Source organism: Acetobacter okinawensis (genome assembly GCF_002153655.1).
GTDB lineage: Bacteria > Pseudomonadota > Alphaproteobacteria > Acetobacterales > Acetobacteraceae > Acetobacter > Acetobacter okinawensis_A.
Map to the genome: position 1 here is coordinate 160,419 of NZ_JOPJ01000009.1, position 16,859 is coordinate 177,277.

11 protein-coding genes are annotated in these 16,859 nt (G+C 55.5%); 10 read left to right on the forward strand and 1 reads right to left on the reverse strand.

Annotation, left to right across the window (positions count from 1 at the left end; translation table 11 throughout):
- Positions 1-70 precede the first annotated feature (70 nt).
- The 4 genes from HK26_RS06425 to HK26_RS06440 are packed head-to-tail and all read left to right on the forward strand — an operon-like array spanning position 71 to position 3,187.
- Positions 71-757 (forward strand): beta-ketoacyl synthase chain length factor, encoded by a 687-nt coding sequence (locus HK26_RS06425; RefSeq protein WP_257640889.1) that lies wholly within the window; start codon positions 71-73, stop codon positions 755-757.
- A complete protein-coding gene (locus HK26_RS06430) occupies positions 751-1,206 on the forward strand; it encodes a hotdog family protein (RefSeq protein WP_086639010.1) in 456 nt (151 codons plus the stop codon). The genes HK26_RS06425 and HK26_RS06430 overlap by 7 nt, the downstream gene beginning before the upstream one ends.
- The gene (fabG, locus tag HK26_RS06435) at positions 1,203-1,922 is read left to right on the forward strand and encodes a 3-oxoacyl-ACP reductase FabG (protein WP_086639011.1); all 720 of its coding nucleotides are present in this window, start codon (positions 1,203-1,205) and stop codon (positions 1,920-1,922) included. Before HK26_RS06430 ends, fabG begins: the two co-directional genes overlap by 4 nt.
- Positions 1,919-3,187 carry an FAD-dependent oxidoreductase gene (locus HK26_RS06440; protein WP_086639012.1) on the forward strand — a complete coding sequence of 423 codons (1,269 nt, stop codon included), beginning with the start codon at positions 1,919-1,921 and terminating at the stop codon, positions 3,185-3,187. Before fabG ends, HK26_RS06440 begins: the two co-directional genes overlap by 4 nt.
- Here the strand turns inward: HK26_RS06440 and HK26_RS06445 are convergent.
- The gene (locus HK26_RS06445) at positions 3,090-4,412 is read right to left on the reverse strand and encodes a hypothetical protein (protein ID WP_086639013.1); all 1,323 of its coding nucleotides are present in this window, start codon (positions 4,410-4,412) and stop codon (positions 3,090-3,092) included. The genes HK26_RS06440 and HK26_RS06445 overlap by 98 nt on opposite strands.
- 438 nt (positions 4,413-4,850) lie before the next feature.
- Here HK26_RS06445 and HK26_RS06450 point away from each other — a divergent pair, with 438 nt between their 5' ends.
- The 6 genes from HK26_RS06450 to HK26_RS06475 all read left to right on the forward strand — a co-directional run bounded on the left by HK26_RS06450 (position 4,851) and on the right by HK26_RS06475 (position 16,658).
- Positions 4,851-6,071, forward strand: a complete 1,221-nt coding sequence (locus HK26_RS06450; RefSeq protein WP_086639014.1) for a nitrate/nitrite transporter — start codon at positions 4,851-4,853, stop codon at positions 6,069-6,071.
- A 122-nt stretch (positions 6,072-6,193) separates the two neighbouring features.
- Complete coding sequence (locus HK26_RS06455) at positions 6,194-7,780, forward strand: alginate export family protein (protein WP_086639067.1); 1,587 nt, start codon at positions 6,194-6,196, stop codon at positions 7,778-7,780.
- 392 nt (positions 7,781-8,172) lie between these two features.
- The gene (gene nirB / locus HK26_RS06460) at positions 8,173-11,070 is read left to right on the forward strand and encodes a nitrite reductase large subunit NirB (RefSeq protein ID WP_086639015.1); all 2,898 of its coding nucleotides are present in this window, start codon (positions 8,173-8,175) and stop codon (positions 11,068-11,070) included.
- A gap of 7 nt (positions 11,071-11,077) precedes the next feature.
- Positions 11,078-15,046: a bifunctional nitrate reductase/sulfite reductase flavoprotein subunit alpha gene (locus HK26_RS06465; RefSeq protein ID WP_086639016.1), complete on the forward strand. Its 3,969-nt coding sequence runs from the start codon at positions 11,078-11,080 to the stop codon at positions 15,044-15,046.
- Entirely contained in the window at positions 15,046-15,663 is a 618-nt protein-coding gene (locus HK26_RS06470) for an ANTAR domain-containing response regulator (protein WP_086639017.1), read from the forward strand. Before HK26_RS06465 ends, HK26_RS06470 begins: the two co-directional genes overlap by 1 nt.
- Positions 15,660-16,658 (forward strand): ABC transporter substrate-binding protein, encoded by a 999-nt coding sequence (locus tag HK26_RS06475; protein ID WP_086639018.1) that lies wholly within the window; start codon positions 15,660-15,662, stop codon positions 16,656-16,658. Before HK26_RS06470 ends, HK26_RS06475 begins: the two co-directional genes overlap by 4 nt.
- The last annotated feature ends 201 nt before the right edge of the window (positions 16,659-16,859 follow it).

Below are 16,859 nucleotides of genomic sequence, written 5' to 3' on the forward strand. Positions count from 1 at the left end.
GTCAGGGTTGTCCGGGTGGTCCCACGCAGCGCGTGTGTTGCAAGGACAGGAGCGGTGGGAACCCGCGCCCGTGCAGTTGCCCTCAGCCAGTTGCCTGCCTGCCAATGAGCGGCGGCGCAGCGGCCCACTTGCCCGGCTTGCCCTTGCCGTTGCGGATGAGGCCTGTACCCATGCAGGGGTGCAGGCGGCAGACATGCGGGGTGTCTTTGCCAGCTCCAACGGCGATGGTGCTGTGGTGGATAGTATTCTGTCTGCCCTGAGCACCCCGGAGGGGCAGGTCTCGCCCACCCAGTTCCACAATTCGGTGCATAACGCCCCGGCGGGGTATTGGACCATCGGGCACGGTATGTTGGCGCCAGCCGTGGCACTGGGGTGTTTTGACTGGTCCTTTGCGCAGGGGTTGCTCAAAGCTGCTGCGGAATGTGTGGTGGAAGATGCGCCGGTGCTGTTTGTAGCCTATGACCTGCCCATACCCGGCCCTATTGGCAAGGTCCGGGTGAGCGAGCACAGCTTTGGGTGTGCATTGGTACTGCATCCTCACCCTGCGCCAGCAGGTCTGTGCGTGCTGGATGTGAGCCATGACCCCGGGCGCGTTGCGCATGATGTGCCTGCCTGTGCCGGGCTCCGCCAGCTTGCGCACGCCAACCCTGCGGCTGCGGGGCTGGCGCTGCTCCAGCAGATTGCCAGCGCTCAGGCAGGGGAGGTGTATCTGGCCAGCCAGCCCGGCTCGCTTCGGGTCATGGTGCAGCCATGTTAGGGCGCGCGGAGATTATGGCGCGTATTCCGCATCAGGGGGCAAGCTGCCTGATCGAAACGTGCTCATCATGGTCCACGGAGGTTCTGCGCGCGCACACCATGGCGCATTTGTGTGCGGACAATCCCTACCGTTATGGCGGGCGGCTGGATGTTCTGGTCGGGGCGGAAATGGCCATGCAGGCCGCAGCGCTCCATGGTGCCCTGACCGGGAGCCAGACATGCCATAAAGGCGGTTATCTGGCTGCCTTGCGGGATTTGCAGAGCCAGTGCGACAGGCTGGACTGCCCGGAATACGGTCAGTTGCAGATTGACGTGACGCGCGAGCAGATGGACAGCGCTGGCATGGTTTACGGCTTTACCATCCATGCCGAGCCGGGGGGCCTGCTGCTACAGGGGCGGGGAACAGTCATGTTTGGCCTGATCCCTCCCGCAACGGATGCCGCGGCATGAGGCGCGCTCTGGTGACTGGGGGAAGTAGCCCCATTGGTCAGGCCATCTGCCTGCGGCTGGCCGCAGAGAACCTGCATGTTCTGGTGCACACCCACAAGTCCGTTGGCAGGGCCCAAGACCTTGTCGCGCAGATCAAGGCCAGTGGTGGCTCGGCGGAGGTCTGGTGCTGTGATCTGGCTAACGGAACCGCCACAGGGCAGGCGTTAGAGCCTGTGCTGATGGCAGGGGTGCCGCAGGTGATCGTGCACAACGCTGGCACGCATGATGATGTGACCATGGCGGGCATGAGCACTGCACAGTGGCGTGATGTTCTGTCCGTCTCGCTGGATGGTTTTTTCAATGTTGTGCAGCCATTGCTGCTGCCTTTGACCCGTACCCGCTGGGGGCGGATTATTGCGCTCTCCTCCATCACCGCACGGATGGGGAACAGGGGACAGGTGAATTACGCTGCTGCCAAGGCCGGGCTGGAGGGGGCTGTGCGTTCTCTTGCGCGGGAGGTTGGCAGCAGGGGGATTACGGTCAATGCCGTAGCGCCGGGAGTTATTGCCTCCCCCGCAACCGCTGCCGTGATGACAGAGGCGGACATTGCCGCCATGGTTCCAGCACGCCGGGCAGGCCAGCCGCAGGAAGTGGCCGATCTGGTTGGTTTTCTGGCATCGGAGCGCGCGGCGTATATTTCCGGGCAGATTATCGGGGTCAATGGAGGAATGGCGTGAACGGTTCGGATACAGCGTCCCGCGTGTGTGATGTGCTGGTTATTGGCGGCGGTCCTGCGGGTAGCACGGCGGCGACCTTGCTGGCGCGGCAGGGTGTGTCTGTCATCCTTTTGGAAAAAGACCCGCACCCGCGCTTCCATATTGGTGAATCCCTGCTGCCTTGTAACCTGCCTTTGCTGCGGGACCTGGGTGTGCTGGATAAGGTGCGCGAGATCGGGGTCTTCAAACCCGGTGCGGAATTTGTCTCTGATCGGGGGGAGGGGCGGCTGGCGTTTCCGTTCCGTTATGCCATCAGCCCGAAGGACACCCACGCCTATCAGGTTAGGCGTTCCGAGTTTGATGAAATTCTGTTCCGTAACGCCAAGTCGCATGGGGTAAAAACCTTTGAAGGGTTACGTGTGACCGAGGCATGTTTTGCCCCCCGTAAACCTACGCAGGTTACGGCGCAGGACGAGGCCGGGCAGACATATGCCTTTACACCGCGCTTTGTGCTGGATGCATCCGGGCGGGATGGGTTTCTGGCCCGCCGCCTCCACACCCGGCATGCGGATAAAAACAATTCCACGGCGGCTATTTTTGCCCATTTCCATAATGTGCAGCGGCGTGAGGCCGATATGGAGGGCTATATTTCCATCCATCTTGTAGAAGACGGGTGGTTCTGGATGATTCCCCTGCGGGACAATATTATGAGCGTAGGTTTTGTCGGGGATAAAAACGCGTTCAGCACGCACATCGGCCTCAAAACGGACCTGTTCTGGAAAAAGGTGGCGCAAAGCCCAAGTGTTGCGCAACGTCTGGCGCCAGCCGAACTTCTGGGTGAGCTGACAACTACGGGCAATTACTCCTATTGCGCCAACACGAGCTGGGGCGAAGGGTATTATATGATCGGGGATGCATTTGCGTTCCTTGACCCTGTTTTTTCCTCCGGTGTTCTATTGGCCATGAAGAGTGCCTACCGTGGTGCCAGAGTAGCGCAGGCATGGCTGCGGAGTCCGGCGGAGGGGCGCAAGGTCGCCCGACATGAAGAGCGCTGCACCCGTGCGGAAATGCGCCGGGTGGCATGGCTGATTTATGGGATTAACGATCCTGTTTTGCGCACGCTGTTCCTTAACCCGCGCAATATCCTGCGGATGCGTGATGCCATAATTTCCCTTCTGGCAGGGGATTTTATCGGGCGTTGGCGCGTGCAGGCTCCTCTTTCTGCGTTCCGGGCGGTACTGGGGGCCATGCGCTGGAAGTGGGCGCGGCAACGGAGAGCAGAGTAAGTCCTTTGTCAACCAGACTTTTTTGTGCCTCTAGCCATGTGTAGTACGCGTTATAAAAATTCATGAAATCAGAAGGTTCTTTTTTAAGCCATTCTGAAAGTGGTCGGCGTTCATGTGCAATGCGTGTGTAAAGTGTGCTGTACCACAGCAGATTTGCATGCAGGTCATGGTAGCGTGGTTGGTCAAGATAGTGCTGGAAGGTCCGGTTATAATGACCAAGGAGCGGGTCATCGTAAAAAATAAGGGATAATCTGGTATTATACACGGCATTGGGGGTTTGCACTGTGTTGGAGTCCAGAATAATGCCGGGCTCACCCGGTAGCCATCCATCGTGGAGCAGGGTATGGCGGGTCAGGGGGTCATGGTACAGGGCGTGCAGGTCGCCCGGTTCATGCCGTCTGGCACGATCGAGTAGGTTGACAACTTCATTTTTGGGCACTGGGAAGGTCAGCGCGGCCTTGAGAATAAACTGATGGACCGGTAAGTCCCGCCAGAAATCTGCTGCTGCGAGCGCATTATGGATAAGGTGGTTGCAGTTATCCTGTAAAACATTGGTCTCAAATGTTCTGGGGCCGTGTTGGTACAAAGCGTTGCGTGTGTTCAGGAAGTTTACAATCTGTGTCATCTGGGGGGCTGTTACAGGCAGACGTGCGCAATAGCGTGCGCGCCCGTAACTGACCGCATAATCCGTGCCGATTGAGACTTCGTATTTCCAGTCTTCGGCCGGGGTGCCGGGTGGCCGGTCTGCCAATGCCCAGTCCCGAAAAGAGATAGCGCTGTAAAGCCCGCGCTGTTTGGCCGCATTTTTGGTGGTTGTATAAGCCTCCCGCGTCAATCCCTCGTCGGGTTTGAGAATGCCATTATAAAAAAACATGCGCCCGGGGACGCCAACCCAGTTTGCGTTGACAAAATGGGCGTTCATGCTCACGCCAGTTTCGCCCTGCGGGCAGGTTTTCAGAATGGGGTAAGGGGAGGTGGGGTCAAGGCAGGCTCCATGGAGGAACAGTACGGCATGCCCCCCTGGGCCGCCCGCTATGTCTGCGCCAAAGCCGGGTTTTTTGGAAATCTGGGAGACTGCGCAAAGTTCAGCCCACTGTGGAAAAAGAGCGTTGTAGGTGCTCTCCTGCTGTAATGGCCCCGGAGTGCGAAAGTCCGGCGGCGTACAGCCCGCAAGCGTAAAAGCGGCAAGAAGCAGAAGGAATGGCAGTTTGCAAGGAGACACCAAAATCTCGAATTCTTAGAGGAACAACAACGCGACACAGCAGACGTTGGCTTGTCCTGCGCGCTATTGCAAGCCACATGGGTGTGCAGGGTTTAAAGTGCGCGTTTGAAAAGCCCCAGCAGTCTGGAACGACAGGCTCCTGAAGCGGGAGGATTATCTCCAATACCGTGCGCGCTAGAGGGCGCGGTTGCAAAGCCCTCCGGTGCCAAGAATGTTATCTATATTCAATGGAATATTGATAATCCCGGATATGAGGCGCGCACTGAAAAACATTTTGACATCGGAATAATATGCCGCCATCCTTGGCTCAGATCTGGGAGGTGTCAACGCTGGCATTCGGTCCATAGGGTCATAATAAATATCTACGATTGAAGTCCAATGACGGTCTTCTTGCCTGTGGTGGGCGTGTCTGACTGTACAGTCCGGCACTAGGTATTGGTGATGGATAAGGGTTTTCTCAAAGCAGGTAATCCCCGCACTCTTCTTGCCGCTTTTCTTTATTTTGATGTGTCATTCATGGTCTGGGTTCTGCTTGGACCACTGGGTATAGCCATATCACATGACCTGCACCTGAACTCTGGACAAAAAGGCCTGCTGGTGGCCATGCCCGTGCTGGCTGGTGCATTGCTGCGGGTTGTGGCCGGTGCGCTGGTTGACCACTATGGCCCGCGCCGTGTTGCCATTGGCATGCAGGCCTTTGTTATTGCGGGTCTTGGGGCAACGTGGGTTTTGGCACCGCACACATATGCCGGCCTTTTTCCTGTCGCTTTTGTTCTGGGTGTTGCTGGGGCATCTTTTGCGGTGGCTTTGCCCTTGGCGTCTGGCTGGTATCCTCCACAGTATCAGGGCACGGCGCTGGGCATTGCCGGAGCGGGTAATTCGGGTACGGCTCTTGCTTCTCTTTTTGCACCGGGACTTGCTGCCCTTTATGGCTGGACTAACGTGTTCGGACTGGCAACCGTGCCGCTTGTTCTGGTGCTGTGCGCCTTTATCTATCTTGCCAAAGAACCACCCCGCCGCCCGGGTGCCGGTCTGGTGGCATGGTTGCCTGTGTTAAAAAAAGCTGATTGCTGGGCACTCATGTTCTTCTACGGGGTCACCTTTGGTGGTTTTGTAGGGCTGGCTTCATTTTTAACCATTTATTTTAATGACCAGTACGGACTTTCTCCCGCAATTGCAGGGAGTTGCACTGCGCTGGTTGTATTTGCGGGGTCTTTTATCCGCCCTCTGGGTGGGGCATTTGCGGACCGCATTGGCGGGGAGCGGGCGCTGTTTATGCTTTATGGCGCTGCAACAGTTATTTTTGGCCTGATTGGTCTTGGACTTCCGACAATCTGGCTGGCATTTCCTGCATTTTTTATTGGCATGCTTGTGCTGGGGCTGGGCAATGGTGCTGTTTTTCAGCTTGTGCCAACACGCTTTCCGCAACAGGTCGGCATATTGACTGGTCTGGTTGGCATGAGTGGTGGGGTCGGCGGTTTTTACCTTGCATCCTCTCTGGGGGCCGCGCGGCAGGCTACCGGCTCTTATAATCTCGGCTTCATGGTTTTTGCTGCGATTGCCCTGCTGGCGCTTGTCTGTGTTTCCCTCTGCCGCAAAAGCTGGAAAAAATCAGCCAGTGTGCAAGGGGCTGATCCAGCCAGTTTTTCCGCCATTTCCTGACTTTTTTCAGACACGGATGATAACACGTGACCTTGAACAAGATCCACGTGCGCCCCAGATGCGCTCTTTTTCATAGCTTGCCCATTCTGGCTCCTGCGGTTGCGCTGCTGGGTGTTGTGGGTATGCCCCCAGCTTTGGCCCAGATGGTCAGTTCTTCAACTTCTGCCGCGCCCCAGACCGCAGGCCAGACTATTATGGCGGTGGAGAAAAACAATACGCCCAAACCGGCCAGAGTTGCCGAACGTCCTCCCCACACGCAGGATTGGGGGGTATTTAACGCCGGTAAGCAGGCTGCAAGCGGTTTTGGAACGGTGGCAGGCTTTGGGCAGGCCCGCTGGGCGGAGGACTGGAGTGATCTTGCCAGTGTTCCGCCTGAAAAAAGGAACAAGGACTGGTTCAACCGCCTTAAATATATACGCCTGAATACTACAGGCAGCATCTGGCTCTCCCTTAATGGGGAGGAGCGCTTGCGTTATGTGTTTGAAAATCAGCCGACAATGGGTACAGCGGGCAAGACCAATGCCAACCGGGTGCTGTTGCGTAACATGTATGGTGCAGACCTGCATCTGGGGGAGCATGTGCGGGCCTATGCGGAGTTTTTATGGGGTGTGGCCGGAGGCTCCAATTACTACGGGTATCAGGCGGGTACACAGCGTCAAAGGCTGGACCTGCAACAGGGTATTCTGGAAGTAAAAGGGCAGTTGCTGGGGGCCAGAATGGGGGTCATTGGTGGGCGGCAGGTGTTTGTGGATGCCCCCGTTTCCATGCAATCTGCGCGGGACCTGCCAAACGTGCAGCAGACATGGGACGGTGTGCGCGGCTATGCTGTGTGGAAATCCTTTCGTGTTGATCTGTTTGATTTTATGCAGACCAATAAACAGCCGATTGATGTTTTTGCAGACGGTACCAGTTACAATGCCCGCATGTATGGGGCTTATACATCGACCGCTTTGCCGTCTTTTTCTTTTATGGGACAAAAAAGCCAGATTTTTGCGGATGTTTTTTTTATTGGCTATCTGTTTAACGGGGCCAATGCGGCTCTTCCTCTGGCTCAGGCGGGCAAAACGCAGGCGGGTTCAACCCGCCGGGACAATATAGGGGGGCGTGTGTGGGGGAATGCCGGTTCGTTTGATGTCAGTCTGACCGGGGTTTTTCAGGGCGGGGAGTTCCGCCCTGCACAAAAAACAGCACAGAACCGTCCTGTCCGCGCATTTGCCGTTAACGGCAGTATAAGCTGGAACGCAAAAAACCTTCCGGGAAAACCTTCTTTTGGTATTCAGGCAGATGTGTTTTCTGGCGGGAATTATCATAATCAGAATGGCGCGGTGGGGACTTTTGCAACGCCTTATGTTGCACTCCCTTATTATAATGACGTGACACTTGCCCTGACATCGCAGAACCTTGTTGGAGTTGGTCCCCTGCTTACGGCAGCACCCCGCCCCAATCTGCGCCTGAGGCTTCACGTGCCTGCCTTCTGGCGGGAAAGCACGCAGGATGCTGTGTATGGCACAGGCAAAACCTATGCATGGCGTGATAATCTGCACGGGGGTTTTGTTGGCGTTTCTCCCCAGACACAGATTGCGTGGAGTTTTGCGCCACACTGGACGTGGACACACGATTTTGCCGGTTTTGCAGCGTCTCATGGCATGCATGAGGCCGGTGCAAAAAGTGGCATGTTTTACATGCAGACAATGGAGTTCAAATTCTGACCGATGATATCTCTATCTGGTGCGAACGAGAGGGGATGTCAGACATAATTACGATATCTGGTTCCCTATTGATTTTATTTCGTGTAAGGAACTATTGAAAAGCATCCTATCAAAGTTACCGTCAACGGCGGCGGTAACAGGCTAACGGCGCGTGATTCAGGGGCCAACGATGGCTCCTTGGCCTGAACAGGGCGCATTTGCAGGTCATGCAAATGCAGGAACCGTTACAAAATGGTGCAGCGTTTTTCTTATCCTGTTTTCCATAATGCGGATTATGCTGTTCTGTACAGGGTCTTTCCTGATCTGGTGTTACAGCCTGTCCGGCACGTACGTATCTGGTCATGCGCATGCTTTGCCCCCCTCTACCCCCAAATCGCGAGGAGTTACTAACCATGGCCACTACCGGCACTCTTGTTATCATCGGCAATGGCATGGTGGGGCACTATTGTGCCGAACAATTGGTCATGCATGGTCTGCATGAGCATTATGCTATCCATGTATTTGGTGAGGAGTTGCACGATGCATATGACCGTGTGCACCTGACTGATTACATGACCGGGCAGGACGCGTTGGCCCTACGCCTGCACGCGGAGGATTTTCATGCAGCGCATGGTATTACGTTGCATCGGGGTGTGCGTGTAACCGGGATCGACCGTCAAGCGCGTGTGGTGCAGAGCACAGAAGGTACCTTGCCCTACACAACCCTGATTATGGCCACTGGCTCCCTGCCTTTTGTGCCTCCCGTTCCGGGCAATACCGGCACGGCAGGGCTTGTCTACCGTAATCTGGAGGATTTGGACCTTATACGCGCAGCTGCACAAGGGGCGCGGCATGGCACGGTTATAGGGGGAGGGTTGCTGGGGCTGGAGGCAGCCAATGCCCTGCGCATACTAGGCCTGCACACCAGTGTTATCCAGCTTGGGGGACATCTGATGTCCGCTCAGTTGGATAAGGAGGGCGGAGATGCCCTGAAATGTCGGATTGAGGCGCTGGGCATTGATGTGCGCACATCTCATGCGACAAAACAGATTGTGCCCGGGCAGAAGTGCCGACACCGTCTGATTTTTGCGGACGACACAACTCTTGAGACGGATATGGTGGTGTTCTCCGCCGGTATTCGCCCGCAGGATCAACTGGGCCGCGACTGCGGGCTGGAGGTGGCTGCGCGTGGAGGCATTGTGATTGACCAGAGCTGCCGCACGTCAGACCCGGCTATTTTTGCCATTGGGGAATGTGCATCCTGGCAGGGGCAGGTTTTTGGTCTGGTTGCTCCGGGTTACGCCATGGCACGTACGGTTGCGACCATTCTGGCAGGCGAGGAGGCAGCGTTTACTGGCGCGGATATGTCCACCAAGCTGAAATTGCAGGGTGTGGATGTTGGCTCTATTGGAGATGCCTATGGCACCACGCCGGGAAGCAGAAGTTACCGCTTTATTGGTGAGGCAGATGGCACTTACCGACGCCTTGTGCTGTCGGGTGATGGTACGCAGGTGCTCGGTGCCGTGCTTGTGGGCGATAATTCCTATTACGATACCATTCTCCAGTATGTGCAGAATGCCATTAAACCCCCGGCTGATCCGGCGGTGCTGATTCTGCCACGTGGAGAAGGGGCAGAACTGCTAGGGGCCGATGCCCTGCCCGATACGGCCATGGTCTGCTCGTGCCATAATGTGACCAAAGGCGCGATCTGCGCGACCATAGATGCCGGGTGTACAGACCTTGCACAGCTTAAGCAGACCACAAAAGCCAGCACGGGGTGTGGAGGGTGCGCAGCTCTTTTGAAAAGTGTTTTTGAAACAGAGCTGGAAGGCAGGGGCATTACGGTTGATCGTAGCCTGTGCGAGCATTTTTCCCACACCCGGCAGGAGCTGTATTCGCTCGTCAGGGTGCATGGTATTCAAACATTTGAAGAGCTGATGCAGCAGTACGGCAATGGCGGTCTGGGGTGTGACATCTGCAAACCTGCTGTTGGCTCCATTCTGGCCTCTGCATGGAACAAACCCATAACGGACCCGCTGTACATTCCTTTGCAGGACACAAACGATACGTTCATGGCCAATATGCAAAAGAACGGCACCTATTCGGTTGTGCCGCGCATTGCCGGGGGAGAAATTACACCAGACAAGCTGATTGTTCTTGGTCAGGTAGCCAAAAAATATGATCTGTACACCAAAATTACGGGTGGGCAGAGGATTGACCTGTTTGGCGCACAACTTCACCAATTACCGGAAATATGGGGTGAACTGCTTGATGCGGGGTTTGAGACAGGGCAGGCCTATGGCAAATCCACCCGAACCGTAAAGTCATGCGTAGGCAGCACATGGTGCCGCTACGGTGTGCAGGATAGTGTTGGCAAAGCTCTTGATCTGGAAAACCGGTACAAGGGATTGCGCTCTCCCCATAAACTCAAGTTTGCAGTCTCCGGCTGCACGCGGGAATGTGCTGAAGCTCAGAGCAAGGATGTGGGGGTTATTGCAACAGAAAATGGCTGGAACCTCTATGTCTGTGGCAATGGTGGCATGCGGCCGCGCCATGCAGAACTGTTTGCAACGGACATAGATTCTCAAACACTGATAAAATATATAGATCGTTTTCTTATGTTTTATATCCGCACAGCCGACAGGCTCCAGCGGACTTCTGTCTGGCGTGAGAATCTTGAAGGGGGGCTGGATTATCTTAAAGATGTTATCATCAACGACAGTCTTGGCATTGCAGAGGAACTGGAACGCCAGATGCAACTGGTGGTGGACCGCTACCATTGCGAATGGCGTGATGCGCTGAGCGATAAAGATAAACTCAAGCGGTTCCGCACATTTGTAAACGATGCACGCCCAGACCCCAATATTCGTACCGAGGCTGAGCGTGATCAGGTCAAGCCTGCGGCCAACCTGCCAGAGGAAGGCACTTCTGTAGGTCCAAAGGCGTGGACGGAGCTATGTGCGCAGACTGACCTTGTAGAAAAATCTGGTGTGGTTGCATGGTGTGAGGGCAATCAGGTCGCTCTGTTCTATGTGCCACAGACGCAGGATGAACCTGCATGTGTGTACGCGCTGGATAACCATGACCCGTTTTCGCATGCCAACATTATTGGTCGTGGACTCATAGGGGAGATCAAGGGGCAGCGTGTTGTGGCGTCTCCGCTGTATAAGCAGCATTTCCGTCTGGAAGATGGGCAGTGTCTGGAGGATGCTGCGGTGAGGCTGCGCACATGGGATGCACGACTGGTTGAGGGCAAGGTGCAAATCAGGGTACGGGTCGATCAGGGCGTACCAGAATTGACAACTGCCTGACGTGACAATGCCTGAATCCGAATTCCGTTCTGTCTGCCCATACTGTGGCGTAGGGTGCGGTATTATTCTGGACGTTAGGGATGGAAAAATTGGCAGGGTGCGCGGGGATACAGCGCACCCTGCCAATGCCGGTCGCCTGTGCACCAAGGGAAGTTCGTGTGATAAACCGCTCTATGCACAGGAGCGTTTAAAAATGGCAATGCTGCGCCCGCTCCGTACAGCCGAGGCAATGCCGGTTCCAGTTGATCAGGCGATTGCAGCAACAGCGAAAAGATTACGTGAGATTCTGGATACGGATGGACCAGATGCCATTTCTTTTTATGTCTCTGGTCAAATGTCTCTGGAGGCGCAGTATCTTATTAACAAACTGGCAAAAGGATATATCAGAAGCCAGTATATAGAATCCAACTCCCGCCTGTGCATGGCAGCGGCCGGGACAGGCTACAAGCTCTCGCTCGGGGCAGATGCACCACCGGGCAGTTATGAGGATATTGACTGTACCAATCTGTTTTTTGTTATCGGCTCCAATATGGCCGATTGTCACCCTATCCTGTTCCTGCGCCTGATGGACCGCAAGCGCTCGGGCGCAAAGCTGATTGTTGTGGATCCGCGCAGAACAGCTACAGCAGAAAAAGCTGATCTTTACCTTCCCATACGACCGGGAGCAGACCTTGCTCTGCTGAATGGCATTTTACATATTCTCGTTGAAAATAACGCCATAGATAAAGAATTTATTGCACAGGTAACGCGTGAATGGGAGGTTATGCCTGCTTTTCTTGCTGAGTATACACCCCACAATGTTGCGCAGATAACGGGCCTGCCCGTGGCGGATATTCTGACAGCCGCACACTGGATTGCACAGGCCGGAGAGTGGATGAGCCTTTGGACCATGGGGCTGAACCAGAGCGTCGCGGGGACGTGGAACACAAATGCGTTGTGTAACCTGCACCTTGCGACCGGCACCCTTTGCAAACCTGGTTGCGGTCCGTTTTCTCTTACCGGGCAGCCCAATGCCATGGGCGGGCGCGAAATGGGCTACATGGGGCCCGGTTTGCCCGGCCAGCGCAGCGCGCTGGTTGCTGAAGATCGTGCGTTTGTAGAGGCTCAGTGGCGCCTCCCCCCCGGCACTTTGCGTGACGTGGGGGGCAATGGTGCAATTGCCATGTTCGGGGCCATGGAAGAAGGGAAGATCAAAGCCTGCTGGATTATCTGCACCAACCCTGTGGCAACGGTCGCCAATCGTGCGCATGTCATTCGGGCTTTGGAAAAAGCGGATTACGTGGTTGTGCAGGATGCTTTTGCCGACAGTGAAACCGCAAAATTTGCTGATACAGTGCTCCCCGCCGCCTTATGGGCGGAAGCGGACGGTGTGCAGGTCAACTCCGACCGGACCATGACGCTGGCACAAAAGGCGATTGCCCCACCGGGGGAGGCGCTGGCCGATTGGGAGCTGATAGCCCGTGTTGCCTGTGCAATGGGGTTTGAAGAGGGTTTTTCCTTTGCCTCCGCTGCCGATGTGTTTGCCGAGGCCAGTGGGTTTACAAACCCCAAAACCGGTTATGATTGTGCTGGTGTGACCCATGCACGCCTGCGTCTGGGCCCGGTGCAGTGGCCTGCGCCTGTGGGCGATGTGCAGGCCCGCCACCCGGTGCGCTATGTGCCTGCGGGGCAGGTGTTGCCGGTTTTTCCTACCCCGGATGGGCGTGCGGTTTTTTATGCACGGCCGTGGATGCGCCCACAGGAATGGCCAGATGACCAGTTCCCCTTTGTGCTCAACAGTGGCCGATTGCAACACCAGTGGCATACCCTGACCAAAACGGGCCGTGTTGCCAGCCTCAATCGCCTGAACCCCGGCCCGTTTGTGGAAGTATCTGTGCTAGATGCCCAGTCCCTTGGGTTACAGGCCGGTGATCGGGTTAAGGTCACCTCCCGGCGTGGGCATCTGGTTCTGCCCGTGCAGGTTAGCGATCGTGTGCAGGCAGGGCAATGTTTTGCACCATTCCACTGGAACGACCGTTTTGGCCCAGACATGGCCGTAAACGCGGTGACTGCGGATGACGTGGACCCGCTCTCTCTCCAGCCCGGATTCAAACTTTGCGCCGTTAGGTTGGAGCGGGTTGCGCCCGCTGTATCCTCCCCGCTCCCTATCGGTCAGGAAGAAGGAAGCACCCCTATGCCGCTTGATACCCTGATGCGCCATTTTGCTCTGGATGATCCTGCTCTTCAGCCCGATTTACCTGAACAGGGCAGAATATGGCTGAAAGGCTTTCTGGAAGGGGTGCGTATGGTGCCGCCGCAACCCGGTATGGTGCCAGATGTGCCAGCTAATGCACCCTTGCCAACGGATGCACGGAGTTATGTGAGCGGTCTGTTGGCAGGGTTGTACAGCCGTGTGGGGGAAGGAGCGATTCAGCCTGTGCCGCAGGCAGCCCTTGTGGAACGGCAGGCCATCAGGGTCTGGTGGGCATCACAGACGGGTCGTGCGGAGGCGCTGGCCGCCACGGTTGCATCATGGCTGCGTGAGGCAGGATATACGGCGGAACTTGCCTGCTTGGACAGTTGTAAAGATGCGGACCTTGATCGGGGTAAAGCGATTTTTGTTGTCTCCACTTTTGGGGATGGAGACCCGCCAGACTGTGCCACATCGTTTTGGGATATTCTGCGCGCCCGCAAAGATGCTTTGAATGCTCTGTCCTGTGCCGTTCTGGCTTTGGGGGATTCCTCCTACGCCAGCTTCTGCGGTTTTGGGCGCGCGCTTGATGAGCGCTTACAGGAGCTTGGCGCGCATAGAATAATGCCGCGTATGGATTGTGAGCCTGATTTTGAGGATACGGTAGAAGTCTGGCGTGGTCAGTTGCTGAGTGTGCTGGGCAAAGCCTCTACCCCGTCCGCATTGCCAGTCGAGGGCGAGGTAATCACTGCGCCACCCGCCCCCAAAGTAGGCACAAGGGATGCTCCCGCTATTGCCCGCCTTGTAATGAATGAGCGCTTGTGTCAGGGCGCTGCCAGTAAGGATACGCGCCGCATTGGTCTGGATCTGGGCAAAAATATTCTGGACTGGAGAGCAGGTGACGCGCTGGGTATCTGGCCATGCAACGCGGCAGAGGTGGTCAAAATTGCTCTGGCTGCCCTGAGTTTGCCAGACGATACACCTGTCACGCTCAAAGGGGCGGGCACTGTGGGGTTATATGATGCTTTGTTGCGCCACTTTGACCTGACACGCCCCAACCCTGCAATGCTGCATGCATTGGGCAGAACTGAGGGTGGGTACATGCCAGAATTGTTATCGGCGGCAAGGCTTGCAGTTACAGCACAGGACGTGCCGTCCCTGTTTCGCAGAATGCAGCCCCGGCTTTATTCTACGGCATCCTCGCCTCTGGTATCGGGGCGGGTGGTGGAGTTGACTATTGGCATTAACAACGACCCTTGGCCGGGGGTCTGCACCAACTGGCTTGCTGGGTTGCCAGTTGGCGCGGATGTGCCGGTTTTTGTGCAACCAACCACCCACTTCCGTTTGCCTGCCGATAACGGGGCGGATGTTATTATGATCGGGCCGGGCACAGGGGTTGCCCCGTTCCGTGGTTTTTTACAGGAGCGCGAAGCCTGCGGGGCAACCGGGCGGAACTGGCTGTTTTTTGGCGAACAGCACGCGCAGGAGAATTTTTACTACCAGACGGAATTGACCCGTTTTGTGCAAAACGGCTGCCTGACACGGCTGGATACGGCGTTCTCGCGTGACCAGCCCAAGCGGATCTATGTGCAGGACCGTATGGAAGAGGCGGGAGAAGAGCTCTGGAACTGGTTGCGGGCTGGAGCTTTCCTTTATATTTGTGGAGATGCAGCGCGTATGGCGCGCGATGTGGATGCCGCATTACGTCGGATTGTTGCGCGGCATGGGGGTATGCCTGCAAGTCAGGCTGATGATTATGTGGCCGAACTGACCAGAGGTGGGCGTTATCTGCGAGATATTTATTAATGGATAAACCTTTCGCACCTTCCGCACGCGCACCTATTAATGTTCTGGTCGCGGATGCAAATCCAAGACGGGCAAAGGCGTTGTCTGATACGCTGCGGGCCGATTCTTCCCTGCATGTTCAGTCCGTACCCGTGGGCATGAGTCTGATTGATGCCGTGCACCAGTATTACCCCGATGTTGTGCTGGTGGATATGGCGCGGGCTGATCGGGATGCGCTGGACAGTGTGCGTGCGCTGTCCGCCCCAGCGCTGGAAAGACCTATTGCCCTTTTTGTTGATGAAGATGACGTCAATCTTATGGAAACTGCGTTTGATACGGGGGTATGTTCCTATAATGTTTTGGATGCTCCGCCCGATGATGTCAAACCGTTGTTGCGTGCGGCCATTGCCCTGTATGCACGTTTCCAGCGCACACGGGCAGAACTAAATGCCGCACAACAGGAAATTGAAGAGCGGAAAATTATAGATCAGGCGAAAAAGCTTTTCATGAAAAATGAAAAAACAAATGAAATGCAGGCCTATCGCTGGTTCAGGGGGCGGGCGATGCAAACATCCCAACGCATTGTGACTATTGCCATGCAGTACCTTGCCGCTCAGCAGAAAAGCGATTCACCATGACCAGACCTTTTCGTATTGGGTTGCTGCGCCTTTCTGATAGTGCGCCCGTTATGATTGCCCATAATACGGGCTTCTTTGCACAATATGGCCTTGAGACTGAACTGGTGGTTTCTCCCTCATGGGCCAATATTGCAGATGGTCTGGTGTGGAAGACATTGGATGCCGCAATTATGTTTGCACCCTTGGCGATGATGACGTCTTTGGGGCGGCGTGGTCATATGTCCGCTTTAAAACCGCTGAAAACACTGAGCTATGGTGGGAACACCGTCATATTGCGCGGTAACAACCCGTTCACGGGTTTATGGCCAGCGGGGGAGGAGGGACGGGAGGTTTTTGAAAAATGGCGCGCCACAATTGGTCGGCGTCCTAAACTTTCAGTTGTTCATATGTATTCAACACATTTTTTGATTCTCAAGAGGTTCCTGTTATCCATAGGTGTTAATATGGAGCACGATGTAGAAATTCAGGTGATGCCGCCGCCAGATATTATACAGGCTTTAATTGAAGGCGCAGTGGATGGTGGCTGTGTAGGGCCTCCATGGGGAACAGAGGCGTGCTTGCGCGGCCTTGCATTCCTGGCTGGAGGGTCGGAAACAGTGATGCCACACCATATTGAAAAACAGCTCGTTGTTCCAGAGACAGTGTATGGTAACCAGCATACATGCCATGCCCTTGTCAGGGCTTTGGAGGATGCAATGATACCGCTACATGCGCCGGAAAACAGACGTGCTATTGCGCATGATCTGTCTAGATCACTAGAAAAAAAAGGTCTGAACTTACCGCAAGAAGCAACATTCAGAACTTTAAGTGGCGATAAAATAGCCGAAAAGACTTATTATGCGCGCAGTTCCGGTGAGACAGAAAACGTCACGTGGATGCTTGATGACATGCTGGGATTAGATTGGATTAATAAAAAAGAGCATGATGCGTTAAAAGCAGAATGGACTATTCCAGTGTCGGGGGTACCCTCCACAAAGGTAGAGGTTTTAAAGTAAAATCTAATCGATACGTATATGGGTAGGTGAGGTGCTCGGACTAACCAAGCCTTTCGCAGTTTTTGGAGAGAGACGTGGTAAGCTTGGCTGCTCAGGAGAGCGGCTGCACGTATGATGGATGCAGCAGGCTCGGCGGGGTGCGGGTCCGTGAACCACGTCAGGCCAATCTGTTGTGTGTTGCCGATTATGCCCGCTCACGTA

Excerpts from the sequence above, each read along its gene's own strand:
- HK26_RS06430 (WP_086639010.1), top strand. The coding sequence starts at position 751 with ATGTTAGGGCGCGCGGAGATTATGGCGCGTATTCCGCATCAGGGGGCA.
- fabG (WP_086639011.1), top strand. The coding sequence starts at position 1,203 with ATGAGGCGCGCTCTGGTGACTGGGGGAAGTAGCCCCATTGGTCAGGCC.
- HK26_RS06450 (WP_086639014.1), top strand. The coding sequence starts at position 4,851 with ATGGATAAGGGTTTTCTCAAAGCAGGTAATCCCCGCACTCTTCTTGCC.
- HK26_RS06455 (WP_086639067.1), top strand. The coding sequence starts at position 6,194 with ATGCCCCCAGCTTTGGCCCAGATGGTCAGTTCTTCAACTTCTGCCGCG.
- nirB (WP_086639015.1), top strand. The coding sequence starts at position 8,173 with ATGGCCACTACCGGCACTCTTGTTATCATCGGCAATGGCATGGTGGGG.
- HK26_RS06465 (WP_086639016.1), top strand. The coding sequence starts at position 11,078 with ATGCCTGAATCCGAATTCCGTTCTGTCTGCCCATACTGTGGCGTAGGG.
- HK26_RS06470 (WP_086639017.1), top strand. The coding sequence starts at position 15,046 with ATGGATAAACCTTTCGCACCTTCCGCACGCGCACCTATTAATGTTCTG.
- HK26_RS06475 (WP_086639018.1), top strand. The coding sequence starts at position 15,660 with ATGACCAGACCTTTTCGTATTGGGTTGCTGCGCCTTTCTGATAGTGCG.